The organism is Rothia gullae (assembly GCF_024294905.1).
GTDB lineage: Bacteria > Actinomycetota > Actinomycetes > Actinomycetales > Micrococcaceae > Rothia.
The window spans coordinates 16,284-42,757 of sequence record NZ_JANCOC010000010.1; the positions used below are offsets into that span (position 1 = coordinate 16,284).

General features: G+C 60.0%; 16 protein-coding genes. 8 read left to right on the forward strand and 8 right to left on the reverse strand.

Features of this window, described 5'->3' with window-relative positions; all coding sequences use genetic code 11:
- Nucleotides 1–1,956 carry an ABC transporter transmembrane domain-containing protein gene (locus NML54_RS06820; RefSeq protein WP_254756909.1) on the reverse strand — a complete coding sequence of 652 codons (1,956 nt, stop codon included), beginning with the start codon at nt 1,954–1,956 and terminating at the stop codon, nt 1–3.
- 469 nt (nt 1,957–2,425) lie between these two features.
- Here NML54_RS06820 and NML54_RS06825 point away from each other — a divergent pair, with 469 nt between their 5' ends.
- Together NML54_RS06825 and NML54_RS06830 are read left to right on the forward strand one after the other, a co-directional pair.
- A complete protein-coding gene (locus NML54_RS06825) occupies nt 2,426–5,026 on the forward strand; it encodes a DEAD/DEAH box helicase (protein WP_254756911.1) in 2,601 nt (866 codons plus the stop codon).
- A 105-nt stretch (nt 5,027–5,131) separates the two neighbouring features.
- On the forward strand, nt 5,132–6,583 hold the full coding sequence (locus tag NML54_RS06830; RefSeq protein WP_371925796.1) for an alpha/beta fold hydrolase: 1,452 nt from the start codon (nt 5,132–5,134) through the stop codon (nt 6,581–6,583).
- A 115-nt stretch (nt 6,584–6,698) separates the two neighbouring features.
- Here NML54_RS06830 and NML54_RS06835 read toward each other — a convergent pair whose 3' ends face one another.
- From NML54_RS06835 to uvrB, 3 genes are all read right to left on the reverse strand, one after another.
- Entirely contained in the window at nt 6,699–7,904 is a 1,206-nt protein-coding gene (locus tag NML54_RS06835; protein ID WP_254756915.1) for a TerC family protein, read from the reverse strand.
- Nucleotides 7,905–8,189: 285 nt separating this feature from the next.
- Nucleotides 8,190–8,591 (reverse strand): NAD(P)-dependent oxidoreductase, encoded by a 402-nt coding sequence (locus NML54_RS06840; protein WP_254756917.1) that lies wholly within the window; start codon nt 8,589–8,591, stop codon nt 8,190–8,192.
- A 312-nt stretch (nt 8,592–8,903) separates the two neighbouring features.
- Entirely contained in the window at nt 8,904–11,072 is a 2,169-nt protein-coding gene (gene uvrB, locus NML54_RS06845; RefSeq protein ID WP_254756919.1) for an excinuclease ABC subunit UvrB, read from the reverse strand.
- A 550-nt stretch (nt 11,073–11,622) separates the two neighbouring features.
- On the opposite strand from uvrB, the gene NML54_RS06850 reads away from it, so the two are divergent.
- The 5 genes from NML54_RS06850 to NML54_RS06870 all read left to right on the forward strand — a co-directional run bounded on the left by NML54_RS06850 (nt 11,623) and on the right by NML54_RS06870 (nt 17,520).
- Complete coding sequence (locus NML54_RS06850) at nt 11,623–12,765, forward strand: FecCD family ABC transporter permease (RefSeq protein ID WP_254756921.1); 1,143 nt, start codon at nt 11,623–11,625, stop codon at nt 12,763–12,765.
- On the forward strand, nt 12,765–13,721 hold the full coding sequence (locus NML54_RS06855) for an ABC transporter ATP-binding protein (protein WP_254756923.1): 957 nt from the start codon (nt 12,765–12,767) through the stop codon (nt 13,719–13,721). The genes NML54_RS06850 and NML54_RS06855 overlap by 1 nt, the downstream gene beginning before the upstream one ends.
- 30 nt (nt 13,722–13,751) lie before the next feature.
- Nucleotides 13,752–14,948, forward strand: coding sequence for an ABC transporter substrate-binding protein (locus NML54_RS06860; RefSeq protein WP_254756925.1), 1,197 nt, complete (start codon nt 13,752–13,754; stop codon nt 14,946–14,948).
- A gap of 91 nt (nt 14,949–15,039) precedes the next feature.
- A complete protein-coding gene (locus NML54_RS06865) occupies nt 15,040–16,209 on the forward strand; it encodes an ABC transporter substrate-binding protein (protein WP_254756927.1) in 1,170 nt (389 codons plus the stop codon).
- Nucleotides 16,210–16,374: 165 nt separating this feature from the next.
- Entirely contained in the window at nt 16,375–17,520 is a 1,146-nt protein-coding gene (locus NML54_RS06870; protein ID WP_254756929.1) for an ABC transporter substrate-binding protein, read from the forward strand.
- Between the two features lie 151 nt (nt 17,521–17,671).
- Here the strand turns inward: NML54_RS06870 and NML54_RS06875 are convergent, their stop codons facing one another.
- Together NML54_RS06875 and NML54_RS06880 are read right to left on the reverse strand one after the other, a co-directional pair.
- Nucleotides 17,672–19,000 (reverse strand): 2-oxoglutarate dehydrogenase, encoded by a 1,329-nt coding sequence (locus tag NML54_RS06875; RefSeq protein WP_254756931.1) that lies wholly within the window; start codon nt 18,998–19,000, stop codon nt 17,672–17,674.
- Between the two features lie 496 nt (nt 19,001–19,496).
- The gene (locus tag NML54_RS06880) at nt 19,497–20,183 is read right to left on the reverse strand and encodes an IMPACT family protein (protein WP_254756933.1); all 687 of its coding nucleotides are present in this window, start codon (nt 20,181–20,183) and stop codon (nt 19,497–19,499) included.
- Between the two features lie 58 nt (nt 20,184–20,241).
- On the opposite strand from NML54_RS06880, the gene coaE reads away from it, so the two are divergent.
- A complete protein-coding gene (gene coaE, locus NML54_RS06885) occupies nt 20,242–20,877 on the forward strand; it encodes a dephospho-CoA kinase (protein ID WP_254756935.1) in 636 nt (211 codons plus the stop codon).
- A 230-nt stretch (nt 20,878–21,107) separates the two neighbouring features.
- Here the strand turns inward: coaE and rpsA are convergent, their stop codons facing one another.
- Together rpsA and polA are read right to left on the reverse strand one after the other, a co-directional pair.
- Nucleotides 21,108–22,562 carry a 30S ribosomal protein S1 gene (gene rpsA / locus NML54_RS06890; protein ID WP_005506223.1) on the reverse strand — a complete coding sequence of 485 codons (1,455 nt, stop codon included), beginning with the start codon at nt 22,560–22,562 and terminating at the stop codon, nt 21,108–21,110.
- 698 nt (nt 22,563–23,260) lie between these two features.
- Entirely contained in the window at nt 23,261–26,272 is a 3,012-nt protein-coding gene (gene polA, locus NML54_RS06895) for a DNA polymerase I (protein ID WP_254756937.1), read from the reverse strand.
- Nucleotides 26,273–26,474 lie beyond the last annotated feature (202 nt).

The window sequence follows — 26,474 nt, forward strand, 5'->3', positions numbered from 1 at the left end:
CTAGTTCACCTCCTTATTCTGAGTGGTTTCGGTCTGAGCAGTTTCAGGCTGAGCGATTTCCGGGTAGCCGTCGCGTTCCATGCGGCGGGTCGTCTCCGCGGTCGTGGAGACAACGTAGACCTGCTCCAAATCCTGCAGCAGGCCGGGGTAACCGACGGGCAGGCGGTCGCTACCGACCTGGGTTTCCATCGCATCGTAGATGTAGCGCTGGCTGGGTTCGTCCACGGAGTTCAGTGGCTCGGTCAGGATGAGCACCTGCGCGTCCTGTGCAAGTGCGCGGGCGAGTGCCAGACGCTGACGCTGACCACCGGAGAGGTTCGCACCTTCGCTGGTGATGCGGGCGGCGAAGTAGTCTTCGGGGTTGCGTCCGCCCAGTCGGTAGGCGATTTCGCGGGAGTCGGTAATCTTCAGCAGCTCCTCATCCTTTGCCTGTGCCAGCTCCTCGTCGGGGTTCGGCACAGTGCCCAGGCGCAGGTGCTCCTGCAGGGTTCCGGCGAAAATCATGGGGTTGGGTTCGCTCAGCAGCACGCGGCGGCCGGTTGCGTCCTTGAGGTCCTCTCCCCCGCGACGTAGGGTGCGGGCGAGCGCCTCGGCGTAGTCTTGCGCGGTGAGGTTGTAGTCGCGCGGGTTGACGTACACCATGCGCGGATTGCTTGCACCGGCGGGGGCAACGGGTACGGGCACCTCGAGGGTGCTCGCCTCGACTGCCTGTTCGGCGTGTGCCAGCTGCGCCATTTCTTCGTCGGTGCGCGGGCTCTTCAGCACGCCCTGGCGTACGCCCGCGTGACCTTCGAGGCGGGCGACCTTGGCGAGCGCGATCTTGGCGTATCGCCATGCGGTGAGGAAGTTCTGGGTAATCCAGATGGGGCCGCCCATCATCGCGATAATGGAGGCGACGGTCACCAGGGACGCGGCGGGCGTGTCGGATACCCAGCGGCCGTTTTCGACGTGGCCGGTGAGGGCGAAGCCGATGCCGAGCAGGGTCACGGCGCCGCCGAGCAGCGCGCGGATGAGGTACATCCAGCGGTGCGTCTTTTCGTAGCGCATGTAGCTGTCGAAGACTTCGTCGGTGCCGCGGTGGTAGCGTTCACGCATCTGCTCTTCGGCGCCAAGGCCGGCGATGGTGCGCAGACCGGTGGCGATGTCAGAGGCACGTGAGGAGGCTTCGCCGTCCTTTTCGCGGTATTCGCCAATCTTGGATTCGAGGAAGGTCGAGTACCAGGCGATAACGCTAACCACGATGAGCGTGCCGATGAGGGTGACGACCGCGGTGACGGGGTTAATGAGCCAGAGCTGCACGGCACCGAGGGTCGCAACAATCATGGCGTTGACGAATAGCGGTAGCGAGAAGTAAACATCCGTAATGCGGCGTACGTCTTTGTTCATGATGGTAACCGCTTCGCCCGCGTCAACGCTTGTGCGGGTGCGTCCCATGAGCCGGTTGATGTAGATGCGCCAGTCGCGGCTAAGTTCCGCGCTGAGGGTCATGGAGGTGCCCCAGCCGAAGAACTCGTTGATCACGATGAAGGTAATGGCTGCGACGACCACCCAGAACATGGGCCAGGCGTCGGGGGCTTTGCCGGCGATGTGCTGGTTAATGAACTGGCCCACCATGACGGGAATCAGGATTGCGCCGATACCCCCGGCGGTTTCTCCGAGGACGGGGATTGCCCAGCGGTGCCAGGGGTATTTGTATCCGGGTGCGGTGACGCGCAGGGCAAGGCGCTTTTTGAGGGCTTCCTCTTCTGCCTTGCGCTGTTCGCTACCGGTTACTTCCTGTGCAGCTTTTTTCTGCGCAGTTTTCTTCTGCACAGTTTTCTTCTGCACAGTTTTCTTCTGCACAGTTTTCTTCTGAGCGGCTTTTTCCTGCGTGGTTTTGTTATGCATGGATTCTTCATGCGTAGCTTCTTCACGCGCGGCGTTTTCTTGTGCCTTGTCAGCGTTGTATTCAGTCATTCAACGTCTCTCCTTTCTCTTACCCTATTCCTTTATCAATGTGGCACGCAACACTATTTGCGTCATAGATGGGCGTGTCGTCATTTATGCAACGTATTTTGGGGTTTGCATCAGCCGCTCAACATGCACCGACATCAATCGGCGGATTCTGCATCTACGCGGTAATCTATGCGGCATGGAGGCCTATGTTTTCGATCTTCTGAGCACCAGGTTTTTGCACCACTGCACTTTTAGTGCTTTGTTCTACACTACACGAATTTGGGGAATTCCCGCGTTAACGCGACACCGTGCCTCCCGAACGGCCTATAAATGCCCCGCGAAGAAACCGCGAAGAAACCGCGAACGCTGTGCAAAGATGCAGCGAACACCCCGCAAACACTTCACGAGTACCCGTTTGCTCCCTTGTAGTAACGATGTAGTAACGATAACGCCCCCGCACCCGCGCTATTCCCGATAGACTGGAATCCTCATGAGTATTTTGAATTTTCTTTCTCCCACGCTGGGCGAGAATCCCGGTGACTACAATCGACGCGATTTTAAGGGCAACCCCCTCACCGCGGAAGAAATATATGAGGCATTCACCGAGTGGATTTCGACCCGCGGCATGACCCTGTACCCCGCCCAGGACGAGGCCGTTCTGAGCATTGCCGCCGGACATAACGTGGTGCTGGCAACCCCGACCGGTTCCGGTAAGTCCACTGTGGCTGTTGCCGCGCATTTTACGGGCCTGGCGACCGGCCAGCGCTCCTACTACACCGCCCCCATTAAGGCGCTGGTGTCTGAGAAGTTCTTTGACCTGATCAATATTTTTGGTGCCGAGAACGTGGGCATGATTACCGGCGACTCCGCCATTAATACGGAGGCGCCCATTATCTGCTGCACCGCGGAAATTCTCGCCAATATTGCCCTGCGCGAGGGTAAGGATGCGGATCTGTGCCAGGTCATCATGGACGAGTTCCACTTCTACTCTGACCCGCAGCGCGGTTGGGCGTGGCAGCTTCCCCTGCTGGAGCTTCCGCAGGCGCAGTTTTTGCTGATGAGCGCGACCCTGGGCGATACGACTCGCTTCCAGGAAGAGATGACAGCGCTGACCGGTCGTGAGAGTGACCTGGTGGCGCACTCTGAGCGTCCTATTCCGCTGCATTTCTACTACTCCACCACCCCGGTTCAGGAGACGGTGCAGGAGCTCGTGCAGACCAAGCAGACTCCGGTCTACATTGTGCACTTCTCGCAGAAGGCGGCGCTGGAGCAGGCGAACGCACTGCTGTCGGTGGCTATTGCCTCTAAGGAAGATAAGGAACGCATCGCCGAGCTGATTGCGAAGTTCCGTTTCGGCCCGGGCTTCGGTAAGGCACTGAATAAGCTGGTGCGTGCCGGCATCGGTATTCACCACGCGGGCATGCTGCCCAAGTACCGCCGCCTCGTGGAGCAACTGGCTCAGGAGGGTCTGCTCAAGGTCATTTGCGGTACCGACACCCTGGGTGTGGGTATTAACGTGCCGATTCGTACCGTGCTGATTACGGCGCTGTCGAAGTTTGATGGTGCCCGCAGCCGCCGTCTGCGTGCCCGCGAGTTCCACCAGATTGCTGGACGCGCCGGCCGCGCCGGTTTTGATACCGCCGGCACCGTGGTGGTTCAGGCACCCGAGCATGATATTGAGAACGCTCGCCTGCTGGCGAAGGCTCAGGCGAAGTTCGGTGACGACACCAAGCGTATTAACCAGTCGCTGTCCTCCAAGCGTAAGAAGGCGCCGGAAGGCTTCGTTGGCTGGTCCGAGAAGACCTTCGACCAGCTGGTAGAGGCAGCCCCGGAGCCGCTGACCTCCTCCTTCGACATCACCCATTCGATGCTGCTGAACCTGATGCACCGCCCGGAGAACCCGGTCGTTGCCGCGTACCGCATCATTCAGGAGAACCACGAGAGCCCCGCGCGCCGCCGCGAGCTGCTGCGTAAGGCAATCGGCATCTACAAGGAACTACTGACCGGCGGCGTGATTGAGCGAACCAATACCCCGGACGAGCACGGCTCCTACCTGCGCCTGACCGAGGATTTGCAGGATAACTTTGCCCTGAACCAGCCGCTGTCCGCTTTTGCGGTCGCCGCGCTGGAGCTGCTCGACCCCGAATCGCCCAGCTACGCGCTGGACGCGCTCTCCCTCATCGAGGCGACCCTGGATTCGCCGAACCAGGTGCTGTACGCGCAGGAACGCAAGGCGAAGAACGAACTGTCGGCACAGTTGAAGGCGGACGGTGTGGACTACACCGAACGCATGAACGAGCTGGACAAGGTCACATACCCCCAGCCCCTGGCGGAGCTCATCGATCAGGCGTACACGACCTACAAGCAGTCCGCACCCTGGGTGGCTCGTTTTGAGCCGCGCCCCAAGTCGATCGTGCGTGACATGTACGAACGCGCGATGGGCTTCAACGACTTTGTGCAGTACTACTCGCTGGAACGTGCAGAGGGTGTGCTTCTGCGCTACCTCTCTGACGCATACAAGGCACTACGCCACACGATCCCCGATTCTGCCGTGACCGACGAGCTCGACGACATCATCGAGTGGCTCGGCGAGCTGGTACGCCAGACCGACTCCTCACTGGTGGACGAGTGGGAGAAGCTGGCTGCCGGCGAAGACACCGCGACCATTGCAGCCGAGCACGCCTCCATCGAGGAGGAAGAACCTCCCGCCGTGACGAAAAACCTGCGCGCCTTCCGCGTGATGGTACGCAACGCCCTCTTCCGCCGTGTGGAGCTCTTCGCTGACGAGCGTGACCGTGCCCTGGGCACCCTCGACGAGTGGTGCGGCTGGGATACCGACCGCTGGGCGGATGCCATGGACGACTACTTCGACACCTACGATGACATCTACACGGACGCCGACGCGCGCTCACCTCGCCTGGTCAGCATGGATGAGGACACCGCCGCCCACCCGGGCGTATGGAAGGTTCAGCAGAGCTTCGCCGACCCCGAAGATAACTTTGACTTCGGTATTCGTGCCGAGGTTGATCTGGCGGCATCCGATGAGGCGGGGTACCCGGTGCTGAAGATTCTGAGCGTGGGCGAGTTCTAAGACTCCGATTGAGACTCCGGTTGAGGCTCCGATTGAGACTCCCCCCGAGGCTCTGCCCAGATGTTGCCCATAGTGGGCTAGAATACAGAGTATCTATCTATTTGTATGAAAGAAGGTTCACCGTTGACCGTTTCTTCGCTTCCCAAGGTTGAGTACCGCAAGGGTTCGGTCGTCAAGCACGACGGCTACGAGATTACCGACCACTGGTTCCAGGTTCCCCTGACCCACGGTCTGATTTTCTCCAAGGGCAAGGATGCCGCTCTCTCCTCCCGTTTCGCGGACCAGACCATCACCGTGTTCGCCCGCGAGGTTGTGAACACCAACGAGACTCTGACCGTTTCTGCTGATAAGCGTCCTTACATTGTGTACCTGCAGGGCGGCCCCGGTTTCGGTTCGCCGAAGACCGGCTCCATTAGCGGCTGGATTGCTGAGCTGGCGAAGACTCACCGCGTGATTCTTCTGGATCAGCGCGGTACCGGCATGTCTTCCCCGCTATCTGCTCGCAACATCACTGCTGTGGGTGACGCGCAGGTTCAGGCTGAGTACACTGAGCTGTTCCGTGCGGACTCCATCATCGCTGACGCGGAGGCTGTCCGCGAGGTGCTGCTAGCTGACCGTGCCGACAAGCGCTGGTCCACCATTGGTCAGTCCTTCGGTGGCTTCCTGACCCTGTCCTACCTGTCGTTCGCACCGCAGTCGCTGCGTGACTGCCGCATCACCGCGGGCCTGGCGCCGATTCGTACCTCCGTGGACAACGTCTACCAGCACACCTTCGACCGCATGAAGGAACGTGTTGAGGAGTACTACAGCTGGTTCCCCGAGGACGCTGAGCTCGCTACCCGCATTGCTGAGCACCTGCGCACCCACAAGGAGTACCTGCCCACCGGTGAGCGTCTGACCGATCACCGCTTCCAGATGGCCGGCCATTTCCTGGGTGGCCGCTGGCGCGAGCGCGGTCTGCACTACTTCCTGGAGACTGCTTTCGCTGAGGGTAACGACCACCTGTCTGATCAGTTCCTGACCGCTATGGGTGCCGAGGTGACCTTCCAGGCGAACCCGCTGTACGCCCTGATGCACGAGACCATTTACGCTGACGGCCCCGCTGACGGCGTTCTGCCCGGCATCTCCGGCTACGAGCTGTCCCCCTCCCCCGCGCCGACCAACTGGTCTGCTGCTCGCGTGGCGGCTTCCCGCCCCGAGTTCGCACCGGATGCGGACCGTCTGCTCTTTACCGGCGAGCACATCTTCCCCTGGTACTACGAGGAGGATCCCTCGCTGCGTCCGCTGGCTGAGGTTGCACACCTGCTGGCTGAGAAGAAGGACTGGGGTCGCCTGTACGACCACGCACAGCTGCACAAGAACGAGGTTCCCGTGGTGGCTGCGGCATACAACCCGGACGTGTACGTGGACTTTGAGCACTCCATGGAGACCGCTCGCTGGGTCGGCAACACTCAGGTGTGGACCTCGAAGACCCACCACCACGACGGTTTCGGTTCTGACTCGCTGACCATTCTGGGCCACCTGAAGAACATGCTGGCTGAAGTTCACAACCAGTAATTCTTCTGAAATATCTCTGATATAGCTAAAGCCCCTCACTCCGGTTAATCCGGTGTGAGGGGCTTTAGTGTTAGCGCTTAGCCTGATGAGGCCGCATACTCAGTAGCTCAAAATACTACTTCGAGGAGGAAGCGTGCGCATCCTGTGCGGTGCGGGCACGCATCACGAGGGCATGGTATTCGTCTTCCTTCTCGATCAGCTCTTCACGCAGCTTGGCGGGAATGGCGTTGAGCTTCTCGGTTTCCTGCTGCCAGCGGGCGGTGACGTCCGCACGCTCGGCGGCGGGTGCATCCTCGGGCAGTGCCAGGTACTTCTCGGAGAGCGCCTGAACACGCTGAATGGTCTGCAGCGCGCGGCCCTTGGGGCTAAGCAGCGAGGCAAGCACGGTAATGATCAGGACGCCCACGATGACCATCAGTGACATTTCGGTGCTGATCTCAACCACATGCACGGGCTCACCGTGGTTGATGAACGGCAGGTTGTTCTCGTGCATTGCGTGCAGGATGAGCTTCACACCAATGAACGCGAGGATGGTCGCCAGGCCGTAGGAGAGGTAGACGAGGCGGTCCAGCAGGCCGTCAATGAGGAAGTACAGCTGACGCAGACCCATGAGGGAGAACGCGGTCGCGGTGAACACAATGTAGACGGACTGGGTGAGGCCGAAGATCGCGGGGATCGAGTCGAGCGCGAAGAGCAGGTCGGAACCGGCGATAGCGACCATGACGAGCATCATAGGGGTCATGACGCGCTTGCCGTTTTCGATGGTGAAGAGCTTGTCGCCGTCGAAGTGGTCGCTGGTCTTCAGGTACTTCATGGCGAGGCGGACCATGATGTTATCGGCTTCGTCGTCGCCGTCGCCTTCGGTGATTTCGTCCTTGAGCAGGTTACCTGCGGTCATGAGCAGGACCAGGCCAAAGATGTAGAACACCCAGGCGAAGGAATTGATGATTGCCGCGCCGGCAAAGATGAAGGAGCCGCGCGCCAGGATCGCGAAGACGATGCCGAAGAGTAGGACCTTCTGCTGATTCTCACGGGCGACACGGAAGGTGCCCATAATGATCATGAAGACGAAAAGGTTATCGACCGAGAGAGCTTCTTCGGTGATGTAGCCTGCGAAGAATTCGGTGGCGGCGGAGGGGCCGTTCGTCACGAAAATATACAGACCGAACAGCAGCGCGATACCGATGTAAATGCTCGACCAGATGGCCGCTTCCTTGACGGAGGGTTCGTGCGCCTTACGAACGTGGAACACGAAGTCGAAGGCCAACAGACCCGCGATGATGAGAATAGTAACCAACCATTGCAACCCGGTAACTTCCATGGGGAGCCTTTCTTGTGGTGTGCGTACAGGACCACAAGTCTCTCCCGCCGGCCTCAGTGGAGGTCGGCTCGATTCACCGGTTAGGCGCCTTCGGCTAACGTGCTGACGATGAGTCGATTGGTGGGATACTCCCTTGCTCGGTGAACGATTATACAGCAGGTTGAGGTTTTCGCACAGGAGCCCCTCCGGAGGGTTTTTCAGGAGCTAGGCACGCCAAAACGCCGCATCCGGCAGGGTTATCCCATCGGATGCAGCGTTTCTGCGTGATAAATACGCGCTTGCCAGTTAGTGCTGTCTAGCTGGCGCCGCTATGAGTTGGCGCTGTCTAGTTGGCAACGGTGAAGCGGCGGCCCGCGTGCTTGGGCTCTTCTGCCTCATCAATCGGGGCGACATCAAATCCTCGGCGCTAACGAACTCGCCTGCGGAGGTGTCCAGCGCGGTGTTGTACTTGCCGGTGCGCTCACCCGGTGCGGTTTCGAACGTCGGGGAGAGCATGGTCCAGTTCAAGCCCTCGGATGCGCGGTACTCGTCAAGAATCTGGGCGAATGCCTTCGCCTCGGGCTTGTAATCTTCCGGGAAGCCTTCGCCATCAACGAAGCGGTTGCCGTTGCCGTCCTCGAGGAAGCCAGCGCCACCAACGACCAGCCGCCGACCTGGGTGAAGTCCGGGCCGTGTACCGTCTTGCAATCATCAGCCGAAGCATCGAATGCGGGTACCGTCGTGGAAGCGGCAATAGCGGGCACAGCCCAGAGCGCGCCGCGAGTGAGGTTGCGGCGGGTAACGGAACGAGCTCCCGTAGTGTGTGCGCCTGAAGAGTTATTAGGTACAGTTACAGATTTTTCTTTATCGTTCGGAAGCATCAAGGTGTTATTTGACACGTAAAAGACTTTGCCAGTGTACGGCCTGTATCTGCACTCAGTAGAACTTCACCAGCAATGAGTTACCTCATGGCGAAAAACCCACGTCGGCTCCCTAAACACCGGGCTTAGAACACCGGGTTTAGGCGTGACCCGCCTCCTTCATCAGACGCAGCTCCTTCTTCAAATCGGCAAGCTCATCACGCAGACGCGCCGCCAACTCAAATTGCAGGTTCTCCGCCGCCACACGCATCTGTTCATTCATCTGCTCAATCAAATCCAGCAAATCCTCAGCGGGTGCCGCAGCCAGACCGTCGGCACGAACGCGCGCCTCCGCACGAGCGAGAAGCTCCTCCGACTCCGGGGTACTCGTGGCAATCTTCGAGGAGGTTGCAGAACCGGTCTTCGCGCCCGCGCTCACCGTGCGGGCACCCTTCTTACCGCTCTTACGCTGCTGCAGAAGCTCGCGGGTGTCCTCTTCCTCGCGGGCGAGAACATCCGTAATATCCGCAATCTTCTTACGCAGCGGCTGCGGGTCAATGCCGTGCTCACGGTTGTACGCCTGCTGAATCTCGCGGCGGCGGTTCGTCTCATCAATCGCCACGCGCATAGAATCCGTTATCTTATCCGCGTACATATGCACCTGACCGGACACGTTACGCGCCGCACGACCAATCGTCTGAATCAGCGAAGTGGTCGAACGCAGGAAGCCTTCCTTATCGGCATCCAGAATCGCAACCAGGGACACCTCAGGCAAGTCAAGGCCCTCACGCAGCAGGTTAATACCAACCAGCACATCAAAGGTGCCGAGGCGCAGCTCACGCAGAAGCTCCACACGGCGCAGAGTATCAACGTCAGAGTGCAGGTACTGCACCTTCACGCTGTGCTGCAGCAGGTACTCGGTCAGATCCTCCGCCATGCGCTTGGTGAGGGTCGTGACCAGCACACGCTCATCACGCTCAACGCGCACACGAATCTCCTCAAGCAAATCATCAATCTGCCCCTTGGTCGGCTTGACCACAATCTCCGGGTCAATCAGGCCGGTCGGGCGAATAATCTGCTCCACATAACCATCAGCCTGCAACAACTCATACTTACCGGGGGTCGCCGAAAGGTAAATCGTCTGACCGATACGCTCCAGGAACTCCTCCCACTTCAGCGGGCGGTTATCCATCGCCGACGGCAGACGGAAACCGTGCTCCACCAGGGTGCGCTTACGGGACATATCACCCTCATACATGGCACCAATCTGCGGGACCGTCACGTGCGACTCATCAATAATCAGCAAGAAATCATCCGGGAAATAATCCAGCAGACAGTTCGGGGCGCTACCGGGGGCGCGACCGTCAATATGGCGCGAGTAGTTCTCAATGCCATTGCAGAAGCCCATCTGCTCCATCATTTCCAGGTCGTAGGTGGTGCGCATGCGCAGACGCTGCGCCTCCAGCAGCTTGCCCTGAGACTCGAGGGTCTGCAGGCGCTCGCGCAGCTCATCCTCAATGGAGGTAATAGCCTTCGCCATGCGCTCCGGGCCAGCAACGTAGTGGCTTGCGGGGAAGACATACATTTCTTCTTCCTCGCGAATTACCTCACCGGTCAGCGGGTGCAGGGTGTAAATCGCCTCAATCTCATCACCGAAGAACTCAATACGGATCGCGTTCTCCTCGTACATGGGGATGATTTCGACGGTATCGCCGCGCACACGGAACGTGCCGCGGTGAAAGTCCATGTCGTTACGCGCGTACTGCATCGCCACGAACTGGCGCAGCAGCTCGTCGCGGTCAATCTCCTCACCGCGACGCAGAGTCACCATCTGCTCAATGTACTCCTCGGGCGTGCCCAGACCATAAATGCAGGACACGGTCGCAACCACCACCACGTCGCGGCGAGTCAGCAGGGAGTTCGTCGCCGAGTGACGCAGACGCTCCACCTCCTCATTGATGGAGGAGTCCTTCTCAATGAACGTATCGGTCTGCGGCACGTACGCCTCAGGCTGGTAGTAGTCGTAGTATGAGACGAAATACTCCACCGCATTATTCGGCAGCAGCTCGCGCAGCTCATTCGCCAGCTGCGCCGCCAGAGTCTTATTCTGCACGAGCACCAGAGTCGGACGCTGCACCGCCTCAATCAGCCAGGCTGCGGTCGCGGACTTACCGGTACCGGTAGCACCCATCAGCACAATGTCCTTCTCACCGTTTTGCACACGCTCGGTGAGCTCGGCGATAGCCTTCGGCTGATCACCGGCAGGCTGGAAGGGGCTGACCACTTCAAAGGGGGCAACAACGCGGTTAATTTCGGGTGCGTAACTCATGTATCCATCCTAGGGGAAAGCCGCCCAATGCGCCTCAGGATTGGTCACTCTTTTCTGCTGGCGCAATATAATCACGCGCATGGGTCCATCACGACCGGGTCCATCACAACCACCGGCATAGCGACCCGTGCAGCTGCCGGCATGGTCAGTGCCGGGCGAATCAGTATAGGGCTAAAATCCACCCGCCCACACGGGTTGCACACCCGGGATTCGTCAAAGTACCCGTCAAAGTGCCCAAGTTCATAAAAGAGGTGGCGCAAAAGATAAGGGGTATTCGACTGGTTCATCTGCGCTACCGGGCAGGAGGCGAGCGGGAGCATTCTCCCGCACGATAACGGTGCTCTTAGGAACAGTGCTCTTAGGGGTGGCCGCTCTCCCCATAGCCACCATCGCTCACGGGCACCGCGCTGCAGAAGATAAGCGTCAACACATAAAGACTTATGAGGGGCGCTCCGCACTCACCCCCTTTGCCTCTTTGATGTGGCTCACATATGTTTAGAGCACACACACGCAGACAGAACGGGACCACAAGAGCGCACGGAAGGACTCCATGAGCACGACCACGGAGACAGCTTCACAGGCAACCCCGAACGAATCCACAGAAGCAAACCCGAAGGCGAACCCCACCGGCGCACCGGTTGCCACCTTAGCTGCCAAAACCGAGCATCGCCGCAGCCTCTTCGCGTCCTCGTACCCGCTGATTCTGCTCATCGCCCTCGCCATTCTGCTGGGCGTCACCTACCTCTCGCTCATCACCGGCAGGTACCCGCTCGAATTGGATGAGCTCTTCCGCATTCTCGGTAAAAACTGGTTCGGCATGGACCTGAAAGTCTACAAGCCCGCCGAAAACATGCTGTTGACCGTACGTATTCCGCGTCTGCTCGCCGCGGGGCTCATCGGTGCTGCCCTCGCCATTGCGGGTGCTACCTTCCAGGCGGTCTTCCGTAACCCGTTAGTCTCCCCGTACCTGCTGGGTGTTTCGCAGGGTGCGTCGGTGGGTGCAGCCTCCGCCATTCTGCTGGGTGTAGGCACGAGCCTCGCCATTCAGGGTTCTGCCCTGGCCGGTGGTCTAGCCGCCGTGCTACTGACCGTGAGCATTCCCCGCCTGCTCAAGAATCAGTCCACGCTCATGCTGGTGCTCTCCGGCGTGATTGTGGGTGGCTTTGGCACCGCCGCGCTGGGTGCGTTGAAGTTCATTGCGAACCCTGAAACTCAGCTGGCACAGATCGTGTTCTGGCAGATGGGCTCCCTGCAGGACGTACGCGCGGAAGCACTCACCCAGTTTGCGCTGGTGGCGGCGCCCTGCATCCTGCTGCTCCTGGCAATGCGTTGGCGCATCAATATCCTCTCGCTCGGTGACGATGAAGCGCGCACCCTCGGCATTAACCTGACCCGCACCCGCGGTATCACCATTCTGCTGGCAACCCTGGTGACCGCGACCAGCGTGTGTATTGGCGGCCCGATTTCTTGGGTTGGCCTGGTCATTCCGCACCTGTGCCGCCTGCTGGTCGGTAGTGACACGACCAAGCTCATGCCGCTGTCCATTCTGATGGGTGCTTCGTTCATGATGTTCGTCGATACCCTGGCGCGTAGCCTCACCAGCGCGGAGGTGCCTCTGAGCGTACTGACCGGCTTCATTGGCACGCCCCTGTACGTGGCGTTGCTGTTGCTTGGAAAGGTTCGGGTGAAGTAATGTCGCCTTCCATTCCCGATGCTCAGCACCGCACGGACGCGAGCGCTGAGGTTCTGCTACACCTTGACGATGCCGGATTCCGTTACGGCCACCGGGGCGGGCACATCAAGCGCCGCCGCACGGATCACCGCGCTGGTCTGCACCGTTCCGGGCACCACTCCAGCCGCTGGATTTTCCGCAATGTGAACCTGCAGGTGCGACGCGGTGAGGTCCTCGCCATTCTGGGTCGCAACGGTGTGGGTAAGTCCACCCTGTTGAACTGCCTGATCGGTTTGCATTCGCTCACCGAGGGCAGCATTCACCTGGGCGGTGAGCCGCTGGATTCTTTGACCGCGACTGAGCGTGCCCGCCGCATCGCCTACCTTCCGCAGATGGAGGGTCGCGGCATCTCCTACACCGTGACCGAGTACCTGCTGATGGGTCGCGCACCCTATATCGGGTTGTTCTCTTCACCCTCGCGCCGTGACCGTGAGCAGGTTCATACCGTGATGGAGGAGCTGGGGCTGCTCGACCTGGCACACTCCCCATTGGATGAGCTGTCCGGCGGTCAGCGTCAGCAGGTGGGTATTGCCCGAACCTTGGTGCAAGACGCCCCGCTCATCGTTCTGGACGAGCCGACGAGCGCCCTGGACGTGGCGAATCAGGCGAAGGTGCTGCGGAAGATTCGGCAGCTCCGCGATGCCGGGTACGGGGTCATCTTCACGACCCACAACCCGGATCATGCCCTCATGTTGGATGCGACCGTCGCCCTGCTTAGCGCACACGATATGCCCGATACCGTGCCAAACGCAACGCCGGAGGTACCTGCAGATGTGCCAGCTCAACTTTTGACGGGCCGCGCCTCCAAGGTGCTCACGAGCGAGGTTCTCTCACGCACCTTCAATACCGGCCTGACGGTGACTTACTCCCCCGCGCTGGGTCGTTCCAGCGTACACATTACCACTCTCGGCTCATAGGTTCCCTCTCACACATTCTTAGGAGTTCTCATGGCTTCTTCCCGCTTCACCTCAGCTCTTGCCCTTTCCTCAGCTGCGTTGATGCTGGTGCTCTCTGGTTGCGGCGCATCGAATACCGCATCGTCTTCGTCTGCTGCTTCGGCTTCTTCGTCAGTTAGCGCGTCGGCTTCTTCATCTGCGAGCGCTCAGAATGGCTACAACGGGGCTGCGGCCACCGACCACACCAGCTTCTTCGTGAAGGATAAAGGTGACGGCACTAAGGTCATTAAGGATGTTGACGGTCAGGAAGTGACGGTTCCTGTCACTCCGGAGCGTGTAGCAAACCTGTGGCATGCGAATAATCAGGTGATTCTCACTCTCGGCGGAGCCCCGAAGCTTAGTGCAACTACTCACTATGTGACGACGATTCCGTGGTTCCGTCAGATATACCCGGACATTACGAAGGTTCCGGCCCCGATTGCCGCCAATAACGACCTCAATATGGAGGCTCTACTGGCCACTAAGCCCGATGTGGTGTTGGTGTCGAGTGAGAAGCAGGCTGAGGCTGTGCGTCAGGCGGGGCTGACCGCCGTACGTGTGGGCTTTAGCGATATGAACGGCCTGATGCAGACGGTGAATCTGACGGCGGAAGTTCTAGGTACTCAGGGCGCCTATGAGCGTGCTCAGAAGTACAACGCATACATGCAGAAGAACCTGAAGCTGATTGAGGAACGTCTGAAGGACCTGCCCGATAGCGAGCACCCGAAGGTGATGCATATCGGTAGCGGCACGAAGGTTCAGAATGTCTCTGGTAGCGGCATCGTGATTGATGAGTGGATTAAGATTGCTGGCGGTCAGAATGTTGCTGCTGATCAGAAGGGCATGAAGGACGTGTCTATGGAGCAGATTACAGCGTACGCTCCTGAAGTGATCATTATTGGCGGTGACGCGTCCGCGAAGGGTGTTCAGACGATTCAATCTGATGCGGCGTGGAAGGACGTTCCTGCGGTGAAGAACAACAAGGTGATTCGTAACCCGTACGGCACGTTCAACTGGGATCGCTATTCCACTGAGGAAGCTTTGCAGGTGCTGTGGGCTGCGAAGACTCTGCATCCTCAGAAGTTCACCGATATTGACATGGTGAAGGAAACCCAGGAGTTCTACTCCACTTTCTTTGGCTATTCCTTGAGCACTGATGATGCTCAGCGCATCCTCGCCGGTGAGGCCCCTGAAGGCTACACCGCTTAGACCTTGTTCTGGGCGCCTCTCCTCTGCCGGTAGGGACCCTGCCGGTGGGGAGAGCCTCCTCAGAGTTTCACACATATTTGAAAGATATACGATGACTACTTTTCGTTCTGGTATTGCACTGACGGCAGCTTTGATGCTGGCGGCGCTGACAGGTTGCGGTGCATCGAATACTGCTTCCTCCTCTCCGAGTACCTCTGCGTCCTCGAGCGTATCTGCGGCATCCTCGTCTGTCGCATCCTCTCAGGCGTGGAAGGATTTGGTTTCTGCCACCGGTGTTGAGATTACTTACAGTGCGGACGGTTCGCGTGTGCTGACCGATAACAGCGGTCAGAAAGTTGAGCTACCCGCTACCGTCGATCGCATCGCAAACCTGTGGGATGCGAACAACCAGGTGATGCTGTTGCTCGGCTCTTCCAATCATATTGTGGCGACCACTCAGCAGATTTCGAAGATGCCTTGGTATAAGAAGGTTCAGCCGAAGATTACTCAAGCATCCACTCCTGTCTCCGGCACCGATTTGAACGTTGAGGAGCTGCTGAAGTCTAAGCCGGACGTCGTGGTGTCCATTGACAAGACTCAGGTTGAAAAGGCGCGAGCTGCGGGCCTGACCACTGTACAGCTGGGCTTCCAGGATTTCGCGGGTCTGAAGAAGAACGTGGTCATGACCGCGGAGGTACTCGGTACCGATCAGGCTCGTTCGCAGGCTATCAAGTACATTACCTACCTTGAGAAGAACCTGAAGTTCGTGATCGAACGCACTGCTTCCTTGAGCGATGACCAGCGCCCGAAGGTGTTGCACATTGCCGGCGGTTCCGACGTGACGAAGGTCGACGGTTCCGATTCGATTATTGGTGAATGGATGAAAGCAACCGGCGCGAAGAACTCGATTGACGGCGTGGCCAACTACAAGAACATCTCGCTGGAGCAGATTATCGCCTCTGCACCGGATGCCATTATCGTGGGCAATTCTGACGCGCAGCAGGGCATTGACTCCATCAAGGCTGACGCTGCGTGGAAGGATATTCCAGCCGTCAAGAATGACAAGCTGTACCGAAACCCTGTAGGCACCTTCAAGTGGGACCGCTACTCCACGGAGGAGGCCCTGCAGCTACTGTGGGCAGGCAAGACCCTGCATCCCGAACTGTTTACCGACGTTGATTTGGTCAAGGAAACCCGCGAGTTCTACTCAACCTTCTACGGCTACCAGCTGACCGAGGATGAGGCGCAGCGCATCTTAGCTGGGCAGAACCCGGCATCCTAATCCCCCGGGCTCGCTTTAGATTTCCGGCGGTGGTTTGGGCGGCACACAAGAGATGCGGTAGAGGTGCCCTTTGTCTTGTGAGGGGCGTGTCCCTAGCACGCCTGCCCCACCCAGGCCGCCGCCGGGTTATTCACCTATCCGTTGTACACCGCAGAAAGACACACCATGAAAATCACGAAGTTCCACACCGGCGTTGCTCTAACCACTTCCCTGCTGCTGGCTGCTCTGACCGGTTGCGGCGCCGCGAACACCGCCTCCTCCTCGGGTTCGGCTTCGAGCTCGACCTCAGTCTCGGCTTCGAGTAATTCTGCGAAGAAGCACACCAGCTTCTTCGTGAAGGACAACGGTAACGGCACTAAGGTCATTAAGGACATTGATGGCAAGGAGGTCACCGTCCCCACAACCCCTGAGCACATCGCTGACCTGTGGCACGCAAACAACCAGGTGGTTCTGTTGCTCGGCGGGGCTGAGAAGCTGGTGTCCACCACGACTAACGTGAAGTCTCTGGCATGGTTCAAGCAGGTCTACCCCGGCATTGAGAAGGTTGACGCGCCGGTGAAGGGCACCGACGTGAACATGGAGCAGTTGCTCGCCGACAAGCCGGAGGTGCTGCTCGCCTCCTCGAAGGAGCAGATTGCGAAGGCAGCTGAGGCGGGTATCCCGGCGGTGCACGTTGAGTTCCAGAACTTCGCGGACCTGAAGCGCACCGTTGAGCTGACCGCCGAGGTTATTGGCACCGATGAGGCGATTGAGCGTGCTGAGAAGTACCTGGCGTACCTGGAGAAGAACGAGAACCTCATCAAGGAGCGTCTGCAGGGCGTCACCGAGTCCCCGAAGGTGCTGCACGTTGCGGGCGGTTCTGACCTGACGAAGGTGGACGGCTCAAATTCCCTGATTGGCGAGTGGATGAAGCTTTCGGGTGCGAAGAACTCTCTGGACGGCGTGGAGAACTTGAAGAACATTTCTCTGGAGCAGATTATTGCCTCGCAGCCGGAGTACATCATCATTGGCGGCGCGGATGCGCAGAAGGGCGTTGACGCGATTAAGGCCGACGCCGCGTGGGCTGACGTTCCGGCGGTGAAGAACAGCAAGATTATTAAGAACCCGGTCGGCACCTTCAACTGGGACCGCTACTCGGCTGAGGAGGCTCTGCAGATTCTGTGGGCGGCGAAGCTGTTCCACCCCGAGAAGTTCTCCGACGTTGACCTGGTGAAGGAGACCCGCGAGTTCTACTCGACCTTCTACGGCTACAACCTGACTGAGGATGAGGCGCAGCGCATCATCAATGGTCAGGGCCCCGCAACTAACTAACGTGATGGCAGCTCACCTGGCGACCGGCTAGCTCGTTAAACACGTACCGCCCGGAACCGTGCTCCCAGCACAATTCCGGGCGGTATTTTATTGGTTTGTAGCCGTGGGGCGCCGCAGTGCTAGTTGACTGCAGGGTTAGTTGACGGCAGCGTTAGCGCACTTCCACGGTGGCTCCAGCGAGGCTCATCAGCGCCCGGTTCGTCAGCGGAAGGTACCCGTTCAGGGCGCTCAAAATCAGCTGCATGATGCGCTCTTCATCCTCCACGCTCAGCCCGCGCGGAATACCCACACCCGGCACGCAGATGCGCTGCTTATACAGGTCAATCACCGCGCACACGGTGCGGTTCGGCACGCCCAACACCGGCAGCATGCCTCGGTGATTGATGGTGCGCAGGCCCTTACCGACCACGGCGGCGGTGCGGATATCCGGGCGGGCACTCCTCGCGAACCGGGAGGCGCCCGCACCGTTCGCAAAAGCGGCAGGGTCGGGAATACTATTCGGCACCGCACTCTTCTCGTTCAGCACAGACAGGAGCGGCTCCCCCACCGCGGCGGTGACCGCCACGTAGCGTACCTGCCGGTCCATAGCGTTGAGGAAGTCCAGTTCCACGTACTCCTCCACGCGGTAGTTATCGACCAGGCCGGCTTCACCCGATCCGGTTTCCTCCACGGTTCGGGTGATGACTTCTTCATCGTAGAAGCTTGCCACGCACACCTGCGAGGCGCCGCGTTCAATGCGGGCGCGGCATTGGTAGTCGTCGTCGAGCAGCCAGAGGGACAGATCGTAGCCATCAGGCACATCGCGCACACCGGTCGCAAGCAGCACTTCGCCGCCGCCCAGGGAGAACGGTTCCCAGCCAGCCGGTTCAAAAGCGTTGAGGGCACCGTCCAGGGCTGGGTTGCAGGATCCGAGGCTCGGCGCTTGATCAGCCGGGGTGAACGCCTCAGTGGAGGGCATGGCGATAGTCAGCCCGCGCATCCTGCCAGCAAGGCAGAGCTCAACCGCCATGAGCAGGTGACCCGCACCTTCACGGCTCAGAGCTGGGCTCTGAACCAGGTGCGCCACGCCGGAGTTGTCCAGGCTGAGGTGTTCGCCAACTCCGCGGGCGGCGTTCGAGTAGCGGTTATGCAGCCGCACCAGCTCGTCAATGGGCAGGGCGCGGCCCACGGCGCCGAACGCCTTGGCGATAGCGTGAACGTGTTCGGGGAAGACGCGGCAGAGCCTGCCGAGCTGACGGGCAAACTCTGCCGGACGCTGCGTGAGCACGCCCAGCAGGGTGCCAAGGTTCTGCTGGCGGTAGGCGTTGAGTAGCTGGGCGACGGTGGCGGGTTCAAGCTGCTCGATAGCGCCCCTCTTGGGGAGGCGGGATCCCTGGCGGTTGAGGGTTGCGGTGGCGTCGCGGCTGCCCGCGGACTGCTCTGATGAGTTTTTGCCTGCTTGTGCGTCTACTTGTTGATAGTAGGTTCCCAACTGCGTCACGTTTTCACGACCTTGAGCTCTTCAGAGCGTTCGTTAGCTGATTCTTCGTAAGGTGACGGGCGGGGCTCAGCGCCTACCGGCAGATGGTTCGTGCACACACTCGACCGTCTGCCGGATCTTATAGTACCGGCATACAGCTGTGCCTCATTCCTTGAGCAACTAAGCTATATCAAGACGTCAGCATCAGGACCTCAGCGCTGAGATAGTACCCAGTTCTCCGCGCTGAGATGTCAGCGTTGAGCCCTGCCCGTCGGTGCGGGCGCACGCGTTCCCTCGTGGAGGCGCCGGGCTGGGTTACCGCTGGTGACGAACCCCTTGCCCGTGCCGTGGAGGGGCATGTGCGTTCCGCAACGTTTTTTAGGCTATCAGCTTTAGCGGGCAATTACTAGGGCTAGAGTAACTATTAACTAAGGTTAAACTATCTTTTGGGTTTTGATGACTTTACACAGGCGCTCTAGCCCGGAAATCTAGGACCGTGAATCTAGGGGCCGGGAAGCTAGACCGGCAAATCCACCCACTGCGTATCCCCCCAAGCCACACTCGCCACACCGGAACTCAAGCTCACCACCAGTTCCTCGGCACGCGCCAGTTCCTCCGGGCGGTCAAACACGCCCAGGGAAATCGTGGCACCCTCCGCACCGTACTCGGTACCCAGCACGTTCAGACCGGCAGCACGGATCTCGTTCTCCAGGCGGCCAGCATCCGCATGCGAACTGGGCACCTGACCCACACGCAAACGCTCACGCGAATCGAATAGCGCACCATCCAGGGTCTGCACCACCGAATCAGTGTAGGCACGCACCAGACCGCCCGCGCCAAGCTTAATGCCACCGAAGTAACGCACGACCACCGCAACCACATCCGACAGGTCGGTGGTGCCGTCCTCGCGGGTCTGACGCGCCAGCAGCGCCTGCATCATCGGCACACCGGCGGTACCGGCGGGCTCACCATCATCGGAGGAACGCTGAATATCGCGGTCAGCACCAATAATGAACGCCGAACACACGTGGCGGGCATCGTGGTAGGTCTTGCGCACCGAGTCAATGTAGGCGCGCGCCTCCTCAACGGTGCTCACGCGCTTGATGTGACCAATAAATTCGCTACGCTTAATTTCGAGGAGACTCTCATAGGGCTCATCGCCGCGCGGTACAAGGTATCGGTTGGCGCGAGTTTCTTCCTGCATGTGTCCTCCTCTAATCAGTACCTATCTATTGTGGCACAGCCCCTCAGGAGCACCGTCCATGTCCCAGCCTTCTTTCCCCGCCTCCACTGTCCTGCGCCGTTACGCCCTCACCGGCGGCATCGGCAGCGGCAAGAGCACCATCGCATCCCTCTTCGTTGAGCATGGCGCGTTCCTGGTGGATGCGGACGCTATCTCCCGCTCCCTCATGGAGCCCGGCGAGGCGGTGCTCACCCGCACGGTCGCGGAGTTCGGTGAGCATCTGCTCGAGGCGGACGGCCGCCTTAACCGCCCCGCCCTGGCGCGTATCGTGTTCAATGATGAGCAGGCACGCCTGCGTCTAAACGCGATTGTGCATCCCGCTATTCGTGAGCGTGCCGCACAGCTGGTGGAGCAGGCGCAGTCCCAACCCGGTTTCAGCGGCGTGGTGTTGGAGGATATTCCTCTGCTCGTGGAGACCGGCGACCCGTCCGCCTTTGAAGGCGTGGTCGTGGTGCGCACTCCCCTGGCGACTCGCCTGCAACGCCTCGTATCTTCGCGCGGCATGAGTGAGGAGGATGCGCGCGCCCGCATCGCCGCGCAGGCTACCGACGAGCAGCGTGAGGCAGTCGCAGCCTGGATTATTGATAATGGCGGCTCGCTGGAGGAAACCGCCGAGCAGGTGTACGCCGTCTGGGAACAGATGACCACCGTCTAAAATCCTCCTCAGCAACACCGGGCACACGCCCCCGGAGTCCAACGAGCTCGTCCCAACCCCGGCTCACTCCAGTCTGAGGCTCACTCCAGTCTGACTCACCCCGGCCCAAATAACGCAAAGAACCCCTCACCTCCCAAACGGGAGATGAGGGGGTTCCTCAGCTCTAGGCACCCCACGCGGGGCTTACCTATCGGCTATTACGCCTGATGAGTGCTCATCTGAGCGGCAGATTAGTTGCCGGTCAGCTTCTTGCGGAGCTCAGCCAGTGCCTCATCCGATGCGAGGGTACCTGCGGAAGCGGGCTCCTCGGAGGAGTAAGAGGTCGGTGCGGGCTCAGCTGCTGCGGGAGCTGCTGCTGCAGCCTCTGCGTCAGCTTCGAGAGCCTTAGCAACCTGAACCTTGTGAGCCTCGAAGCGAGCCTGTGCCTCTGCGTACTGTGCTTCCCAAGCCTCGCGCTGTGCGTCGAAGCCTTCCAGCCACTCGTTAGCCTCGGGGTCGAAGCCCTCGGGGTACTTGTAGTTGCCAGCCTCGTCGTACTCTGCAGCCATACCGTACAGAGCGGGGTCAAACTCGGTAGCGTTGGGGTCAACGCCCTCGTTTGCCTGCTTGAGGGACAGGGAGATGCGGCGGCGATCCATGTCGATGTCGATGATCTTAACGAAGACCTCTTCACCAACGGAGACGACCTGCTCAGCCAGGTCAACGTGGCGGGTTGCCAGCTCGGAGATGTGGACGAGGCCCTCGATGCCGTCCTCAACGCGCACGAATGCACCGAAGGGAACGAGCTTGGTGACCTTGCCGGGAACAATCTGACCCAGAGCGTGGGTGCGAGCAAATGCCTGCCACGGATCTTCCTGGGTTGCCTTGAGGGACAGGGACACGCGCTCGCGGTCCAGGTCCACCTCGAGAACCTCGACGGTAACGGGCTGGCCAACCTCGACAACCTCGGACGGGTGGTCGATGTGCTTCCAGGACAGCTCGGACACGTGAACCAGACCGTCCACGCCACCCAGGTCCACGAATGCACCGAAGTTGACGATGGAGGAGACAACGCCCTCGCGGACCTGACCCTTCTCCAGCTCGTTGAGGAAGGAGGAGCGAACAGCGGACTGAGTCTCTTCCAGGTATGCACGGCGGGACAGAACAACGTTGTTGCGGTTCTTGTCCAGCTCGATGATCTTAGCTTCGATCTGCTGACCGATGTAAGGTGCGAGGTCGCGAACGCGGCGCATCTCAACGAGAGATGCGGGCAGGAAGCCACGCAGACCGATGTCGAGGATAAGGCCACCCTTGACAACCTCGATAACGGTACCGGTAACGACGCCGTCGTTTTCCTTGACCTTCTCGATGTCGCCCCATGCACGCTCGTACTGTGCGCGCTTCTTGGAGAGGATCAGGCGACCTTCCTTGTCCTCCTTGGTGAGGACGAGTGCCTCAACCTCGGAGCCGAGCTCGACAACCTCAGAGGGGTCGATGTCGTGCTTGATGGACAGCTCGCGGGAGGGGATGACGCCTTCGGTCTTGTAACCGATGTCGAGCAGAACCTCATCGTGGTCGATCTTAACGACCTGGCCGGAGACGAGATCGCCGTCGTTGAAGACCTTAATGGTCTTCTCGACTGCCTCGAGGAATGCCTGCTCGTCGCCGATGTCGTTGATTGCGACCTGAGGGATGTTGGTGCTCATGTAGTGAGGGCTCCAATTGGATTTCTAATAGGTCGACGCTGCCGGTTCACCGCTCAACACCTCCGGGTGGAGGCGCCGACCGGCTCACTTTTTCACCCCGGCGCGCACGGTATAGGGCCGTTAACGCCTTTGAATGAGGTGAGGAAACGTCGAGCTGACGGATACTTACAATGTGTACCACCCGCCGGAAGCAGATGCTCTAAGCAGGGTGTGCGAGCGGTCTGCGCCCGTTTTCTCCCCGTTTTCTTAAGGAGAAAAAGAGCATAGAAAACCCGTACGTTGGTACACGCGATTAATAGTGTACGGGAATCCCGGGCGTGTCGTCAATGGTTACGCGCCCGGGATTCCCGTACTTATTTGCGGTTTTGTTTGCTTGTGAAGTTGAGGGACGGCGTTCGTCCTCGTTCCTACAGGGGCACCCGCCCTCGCCTCGCTTCGGGCACCCTGATGTCACTACGGACGACACCGCCCCTCCACGTAAGGCCCCAAGCTGGAGCGCAGGGTAGCTATACCCTCCGGAAGCGACATCAGGGTACCCTCTCGGGTGCTCTCCGCAGCAAAGCAAGGAGAGAGCGGAGCGCCCGAGAGGGTGGGTTCCCCTGCAGGAGCGGAGGAAGGGTATAGCGTACCCACCTACCCAGCCCCTGTAGGAACGAGGACGATAACCACCTTTCCAAGCAGAAACTGAGGAAACGCGCCTAGTGGCCCGCCTCCTGCCAGGACTTGCCCCAGCCGACCTGCACATCCAGAGGAACACGCAGGGAGGCGGCACCGCTCATCTCCTCGACGAGCACGCGTTCGGCGGCTTCACGCTCACCGGCGGCGACTTCGAGGATGATTTCGTCGTGTACCTGCAGCAGCATTCGGGTCTTCAGGCCCTCTTCGCGCAGGCGGCGGTGAATGTTGATCATGGCGATCTTGATGATGTCCGCGGCAGTGCCCTGAATCGGGGCGTTGAGAGCGGCTCGTTCGGCGGCTTCACGGCGTAAACGGTTGGGCGAGTCCAGGTCGGGCAGCACGCGGCGGCGACCGAAAATGGTTTCGGTGTAGCCGTCCTGGTGTGCCTGCTTGAGCACGCCGCGTAGGAATCGTCCCACGCGTCCGAAGCGTTTGAAGTAGTTGGTGCGCAGTTCGCCTGCTTCGTCGGAGCTGATGTTCAGCTGCTTGGCGAGGCCGAATCGGGACAGGCCGTATGCCAGGCCGTAGGACATTGCCTTGACTTTGGAGCGCTGCTCGGGGGTGACTTCTTCGGGGGCGACGCCGAAGACTTCGGAGCCGACGTAACGGTGCAGATCCTCCCCCGCTTCGTAGGCTGCGATGAGCTTCTCGTCGGCGGCGAGGTGCACCATGATGCGCATTTCGATCTGCGAGTAGTCGGCGGTGAGCAGACCCTCGTACTCCACACCGTCGACGGGTGCGGGCGCGACGATGAATGCGCCACGGATGCGGCGGCCTTCTTCGGTGCGGATCGGGATGTTCTGCAGGTTCGGCGCAGTCGAGGAGAGGCGGCCGGTGGAGGCGGCTCCCTGCTGGAAGGTGGTGTGCACGCGTCCGTCGTCGGCGGCTGCTTTCTGCAGGCCTTCGACGGTCTGTACGAGTTTGATGTTGTCGCGGTAGGCGGCGAGCGCACCGAGGAATGCGGCACCGTCGGACTCCGGGGAGATTTTGGTGAGCAGTTCGGTGACGGATTCGGCGTCGGTGGAGTAGCCGGACTTGATTTTGCGGGTGTGTGGCAGGGCGAGCTTGTCGAAAAGCACGGTCTGCAACTGTTTGACGGAGGCGAGGTTGAGGGGTTCTTCACCGTCGTCGGTTTGGACGGTGTCGCCGATGATGGTGCGTGCGGCGTCCTGCGCCTGGTTAGCGCGTGCGGAGAAGGTGTCGTGCAGTTCGGTCAGGAGAGCGTCGGAGACCGCGATGCCTGCCTGTTCCATGTCTGCGAGGACGTAGAGTAGCGGCAGTTCGATTTCTTCGTAGACCTTCAGCTGGCCGTGCTCTTCCATTTCGTAGTGCAGCAGGCGTGCGAGTTCGTGGATGATGCGGCTAATTTGCGTGAAGTAGCTCAGGTTGTCGACGGGTTCGGCTTCGCCGGGCAGACTAAAGAGGGAGGGTTCTGCCTCGTCTTCTTCGGGTTGGAAGACGAGCTGCGCGTAGGGGTCCTTGGGGATCCAGAGGTAGCGTTCGGCGAGGTCTTCCATGCGTTCGGAGAAGAGTTTGCGGGTTGCGGTGGGGATGAAGCCGCACATGTAGGAGGACAGGGCGGGGTCTTCGACGGCGCCGGCGAGTTCGTAGCCGTAGGCGCGCAGGAGTTTGCGCTGCACTTTGAGGTCCATGACGATTTTGCGGGCTACTTCGTCGGAGAGCCAGGCGGCGAGGGCGGCGTCGAGTTCCGGGTCGATGGTGCGGGTATCGATCCAGAGGCTGGTGCTTTTGCTGGTGAGGAGCACGCCGAGCAGTTCGGGGTTTTCTTCGGCGGCGCGGATTTTGGTTTTGGTGACCTTGACGGCGGGTGCGTTGCCGATGGCGGGGCGCGCTACGGGCAGGTTGGTGACCGGGTAGAGGGTCACGGCACCTTCGAGGCGTTCGGGTACGGCGATGGGCGCACCCTGTTCGTCGTTGCCGTAGTTTTCTTCGGCTGCGGCGGCACAGAAGGCGCGGAATGCTGCTGCGTCTGCGTTTTTGGTGGGTGCGCTGGTATTGATGGGTGCGTAGACGGGGCCGGTGGGTGCCTTCTTGGTGGCCCCCTCCTCCCCTGCTTCAGCGGTGGAGCTTGCAGAGCCTGCGGTTCCGGCGGCACGTACGATGGGGCCGAGGGTGTCGGCGGCACGCTTTCGGATGGTGCGGAACTCTACTTCGTCGAAGAAGGTGTTGAGTGCATCCAGGTCGGGGGTGAATGCGGTGTCTTCGAGAGTGACGTTCAGGTCGAGGTCGTTGACGAGCTGGTTGAGGCGGCGGTTGCGCACGACGTTGCCGATGTTTTCGCGTAGCGCTTCGCCCTTCTTGCCGCCGATCTTGTCGCTGTTTTCGATGACGGCGTCGAGGGAGCCGTATTCACCGAGCCATTTGGCGGCGAAGCCGGGGCCCACGCCGGGTACGCCGGGCAGGTTGTCCGCCTGTTCGCCAGTGAGAGCAGCAAGGTCGGGGTACATGTGCGGGGGTACTTTGGTTTTCTTTTCGACGGCGGCGGGGTCCATGCGCTGAATACCCTTGGAGGGGCCGGTGGTGACCGGGTAGAGCAGGGTAACGTCGTCGGTGACGAGTTGGAAGATGTCGCGGTCGCCAGAGAGGATGAGGACCTTGTAGCCTGCTTCGGTGCCGCGGCGGGTGAGGGTTGCGACGATGTCATCGGCTTCGTAGTTTTCGTAGGTGAGCGCGGGGATGTTGAGCGCGCCAAGCATCTTTTTGATGAGGTCAATCTGGCCGTTGAAGGCTTCGGGGATGGCGTTGCGGCCGCCCTTATATTCGCCGTATTCGGCGGTGCGGAAGGTGCCTCCGGGCAGGTCGAAGGCTACGGCAATGTGGCTGGGCTGGTTGTCTTTGATGATGCTCAGCAGGGTGGAAAGGAAGGCGTGGACGGCTTCGGTGTGCTGGCCGTCGCTGCGCACAAAGATGTGCTGCCCGGTCTTTTCGGCCATGGTGTAGATGCCGAAGAAGGAGCGTAGGGCGAGGGAGTGTCCGTCAATGAGCAGGATGGTTTTGTTCTCTGTAGTCACTCCTCTAGTGTATCGAGTCTGAGTTTTCTTGGTGGTTGGCTTCGTGGCTGCTGGTTTTGTGGTGGCTGCAGGTTAGCCCTGTGGGGAGGCGCCCGCGCTGTGTTAGGTATCGGCGCCGTGTTGGGTGCCGGTGCTGTGCCATATAGCGGAATAACGGGGTGTTTGGAAAGAGTTTTACCTCATATTTAGGTGCCGGTGGGGT

Bases quoted from the DNA above. Each gene is read 5' to 3' on its own strand.
- NML54_RS06835 (WP_254756915.1), bottom strand. From the start codon at position 7,904: ATGGAAGTTACCGGGTTGCAATGGTTGGTTACTATTCTCATCATCGCG.
- uvrB (WP_254756919.1), bottom strand. From the start codon at position 11,072: ATGAGTTACGCACCCGAAATTAACCGCGTTGTTGCCCCCTTTGAAGTG.
- NML54_RS06880 (WP_254756933.1), bottom strand. From the start codon at position 20,183: ATGCAGGAAGAAACTCGCGCCAACCGATACCTTGTACCGCGCGGCGAT.
- NML54_RS06820 (WP_254756909.1), bottom strand. From the start codon at position 1,956: ATGACTGAATACAACGCTGACAAGGCACAAGAAAACGCCGCGCGTGAA.
- NML54_RS06870 (WP_254756929.1), top strand. From the start codon at position 16,375: ATGAAAATCACGAAGTTCCACACCGGCGTTGCTCTAACCACTTCCCTG.
- NML54_RS06850 (WP_254756921.1), top strand. From the start codon at position 11,623: ATGAGCACGACCACGGAGACAGCTTCACAGGCAACCCCGAACGAATCC.
- NML54_RS06825 (WP_254756911.1), top strand. From the start codon at position 2,426: ATGAGTATTTTGAATTTTCTTTCTCCCACGCTGGGCGAGAATCCCGGT.
- NML54_RS06830 (WP_371925796.1), top strand. From the start codon at position 5,132: ATGAAAGAAGGTTCACCGTTGACCGTTTCTTCGCTTCCCAAGGTTGAG.
- NML54_RS06855 (WP_254756923.1), top strand. From the start codon at position 12,765: ATGTCGCCTTCCATTCCCGATGCTCAGCACCGCACGGACGCGAGCGCT.
- NML54_RS06860 (WP_254756925.1), top strand. From the start codon at position 13,752: ATGGCTTCTTCCCGCTTCACCTCAGCTCTTGCCCTTTCCTCAGCTGCG.
- rpsA (WP_005506223.1), bottom strand. From the start codon at position 22,562: ATGAGCACCAACATCCCTCAGGTCGCAATCAACGACATCGGCGACGAG.
- coaE (WP_254756935.1), top strand. From the start codon at position 20,242: ATGTCCCAGCCTTCTTTCCCCGCCTCCACTGTCCTGCGCCGTTACGCC.
- NML54_RS06865 (WP_254756927.1), top strand. From the start codon at position 15,040: ATGACTACTTTTCGTTCTGGTATTGCACTGACGGCAGCTTTGATGCTG.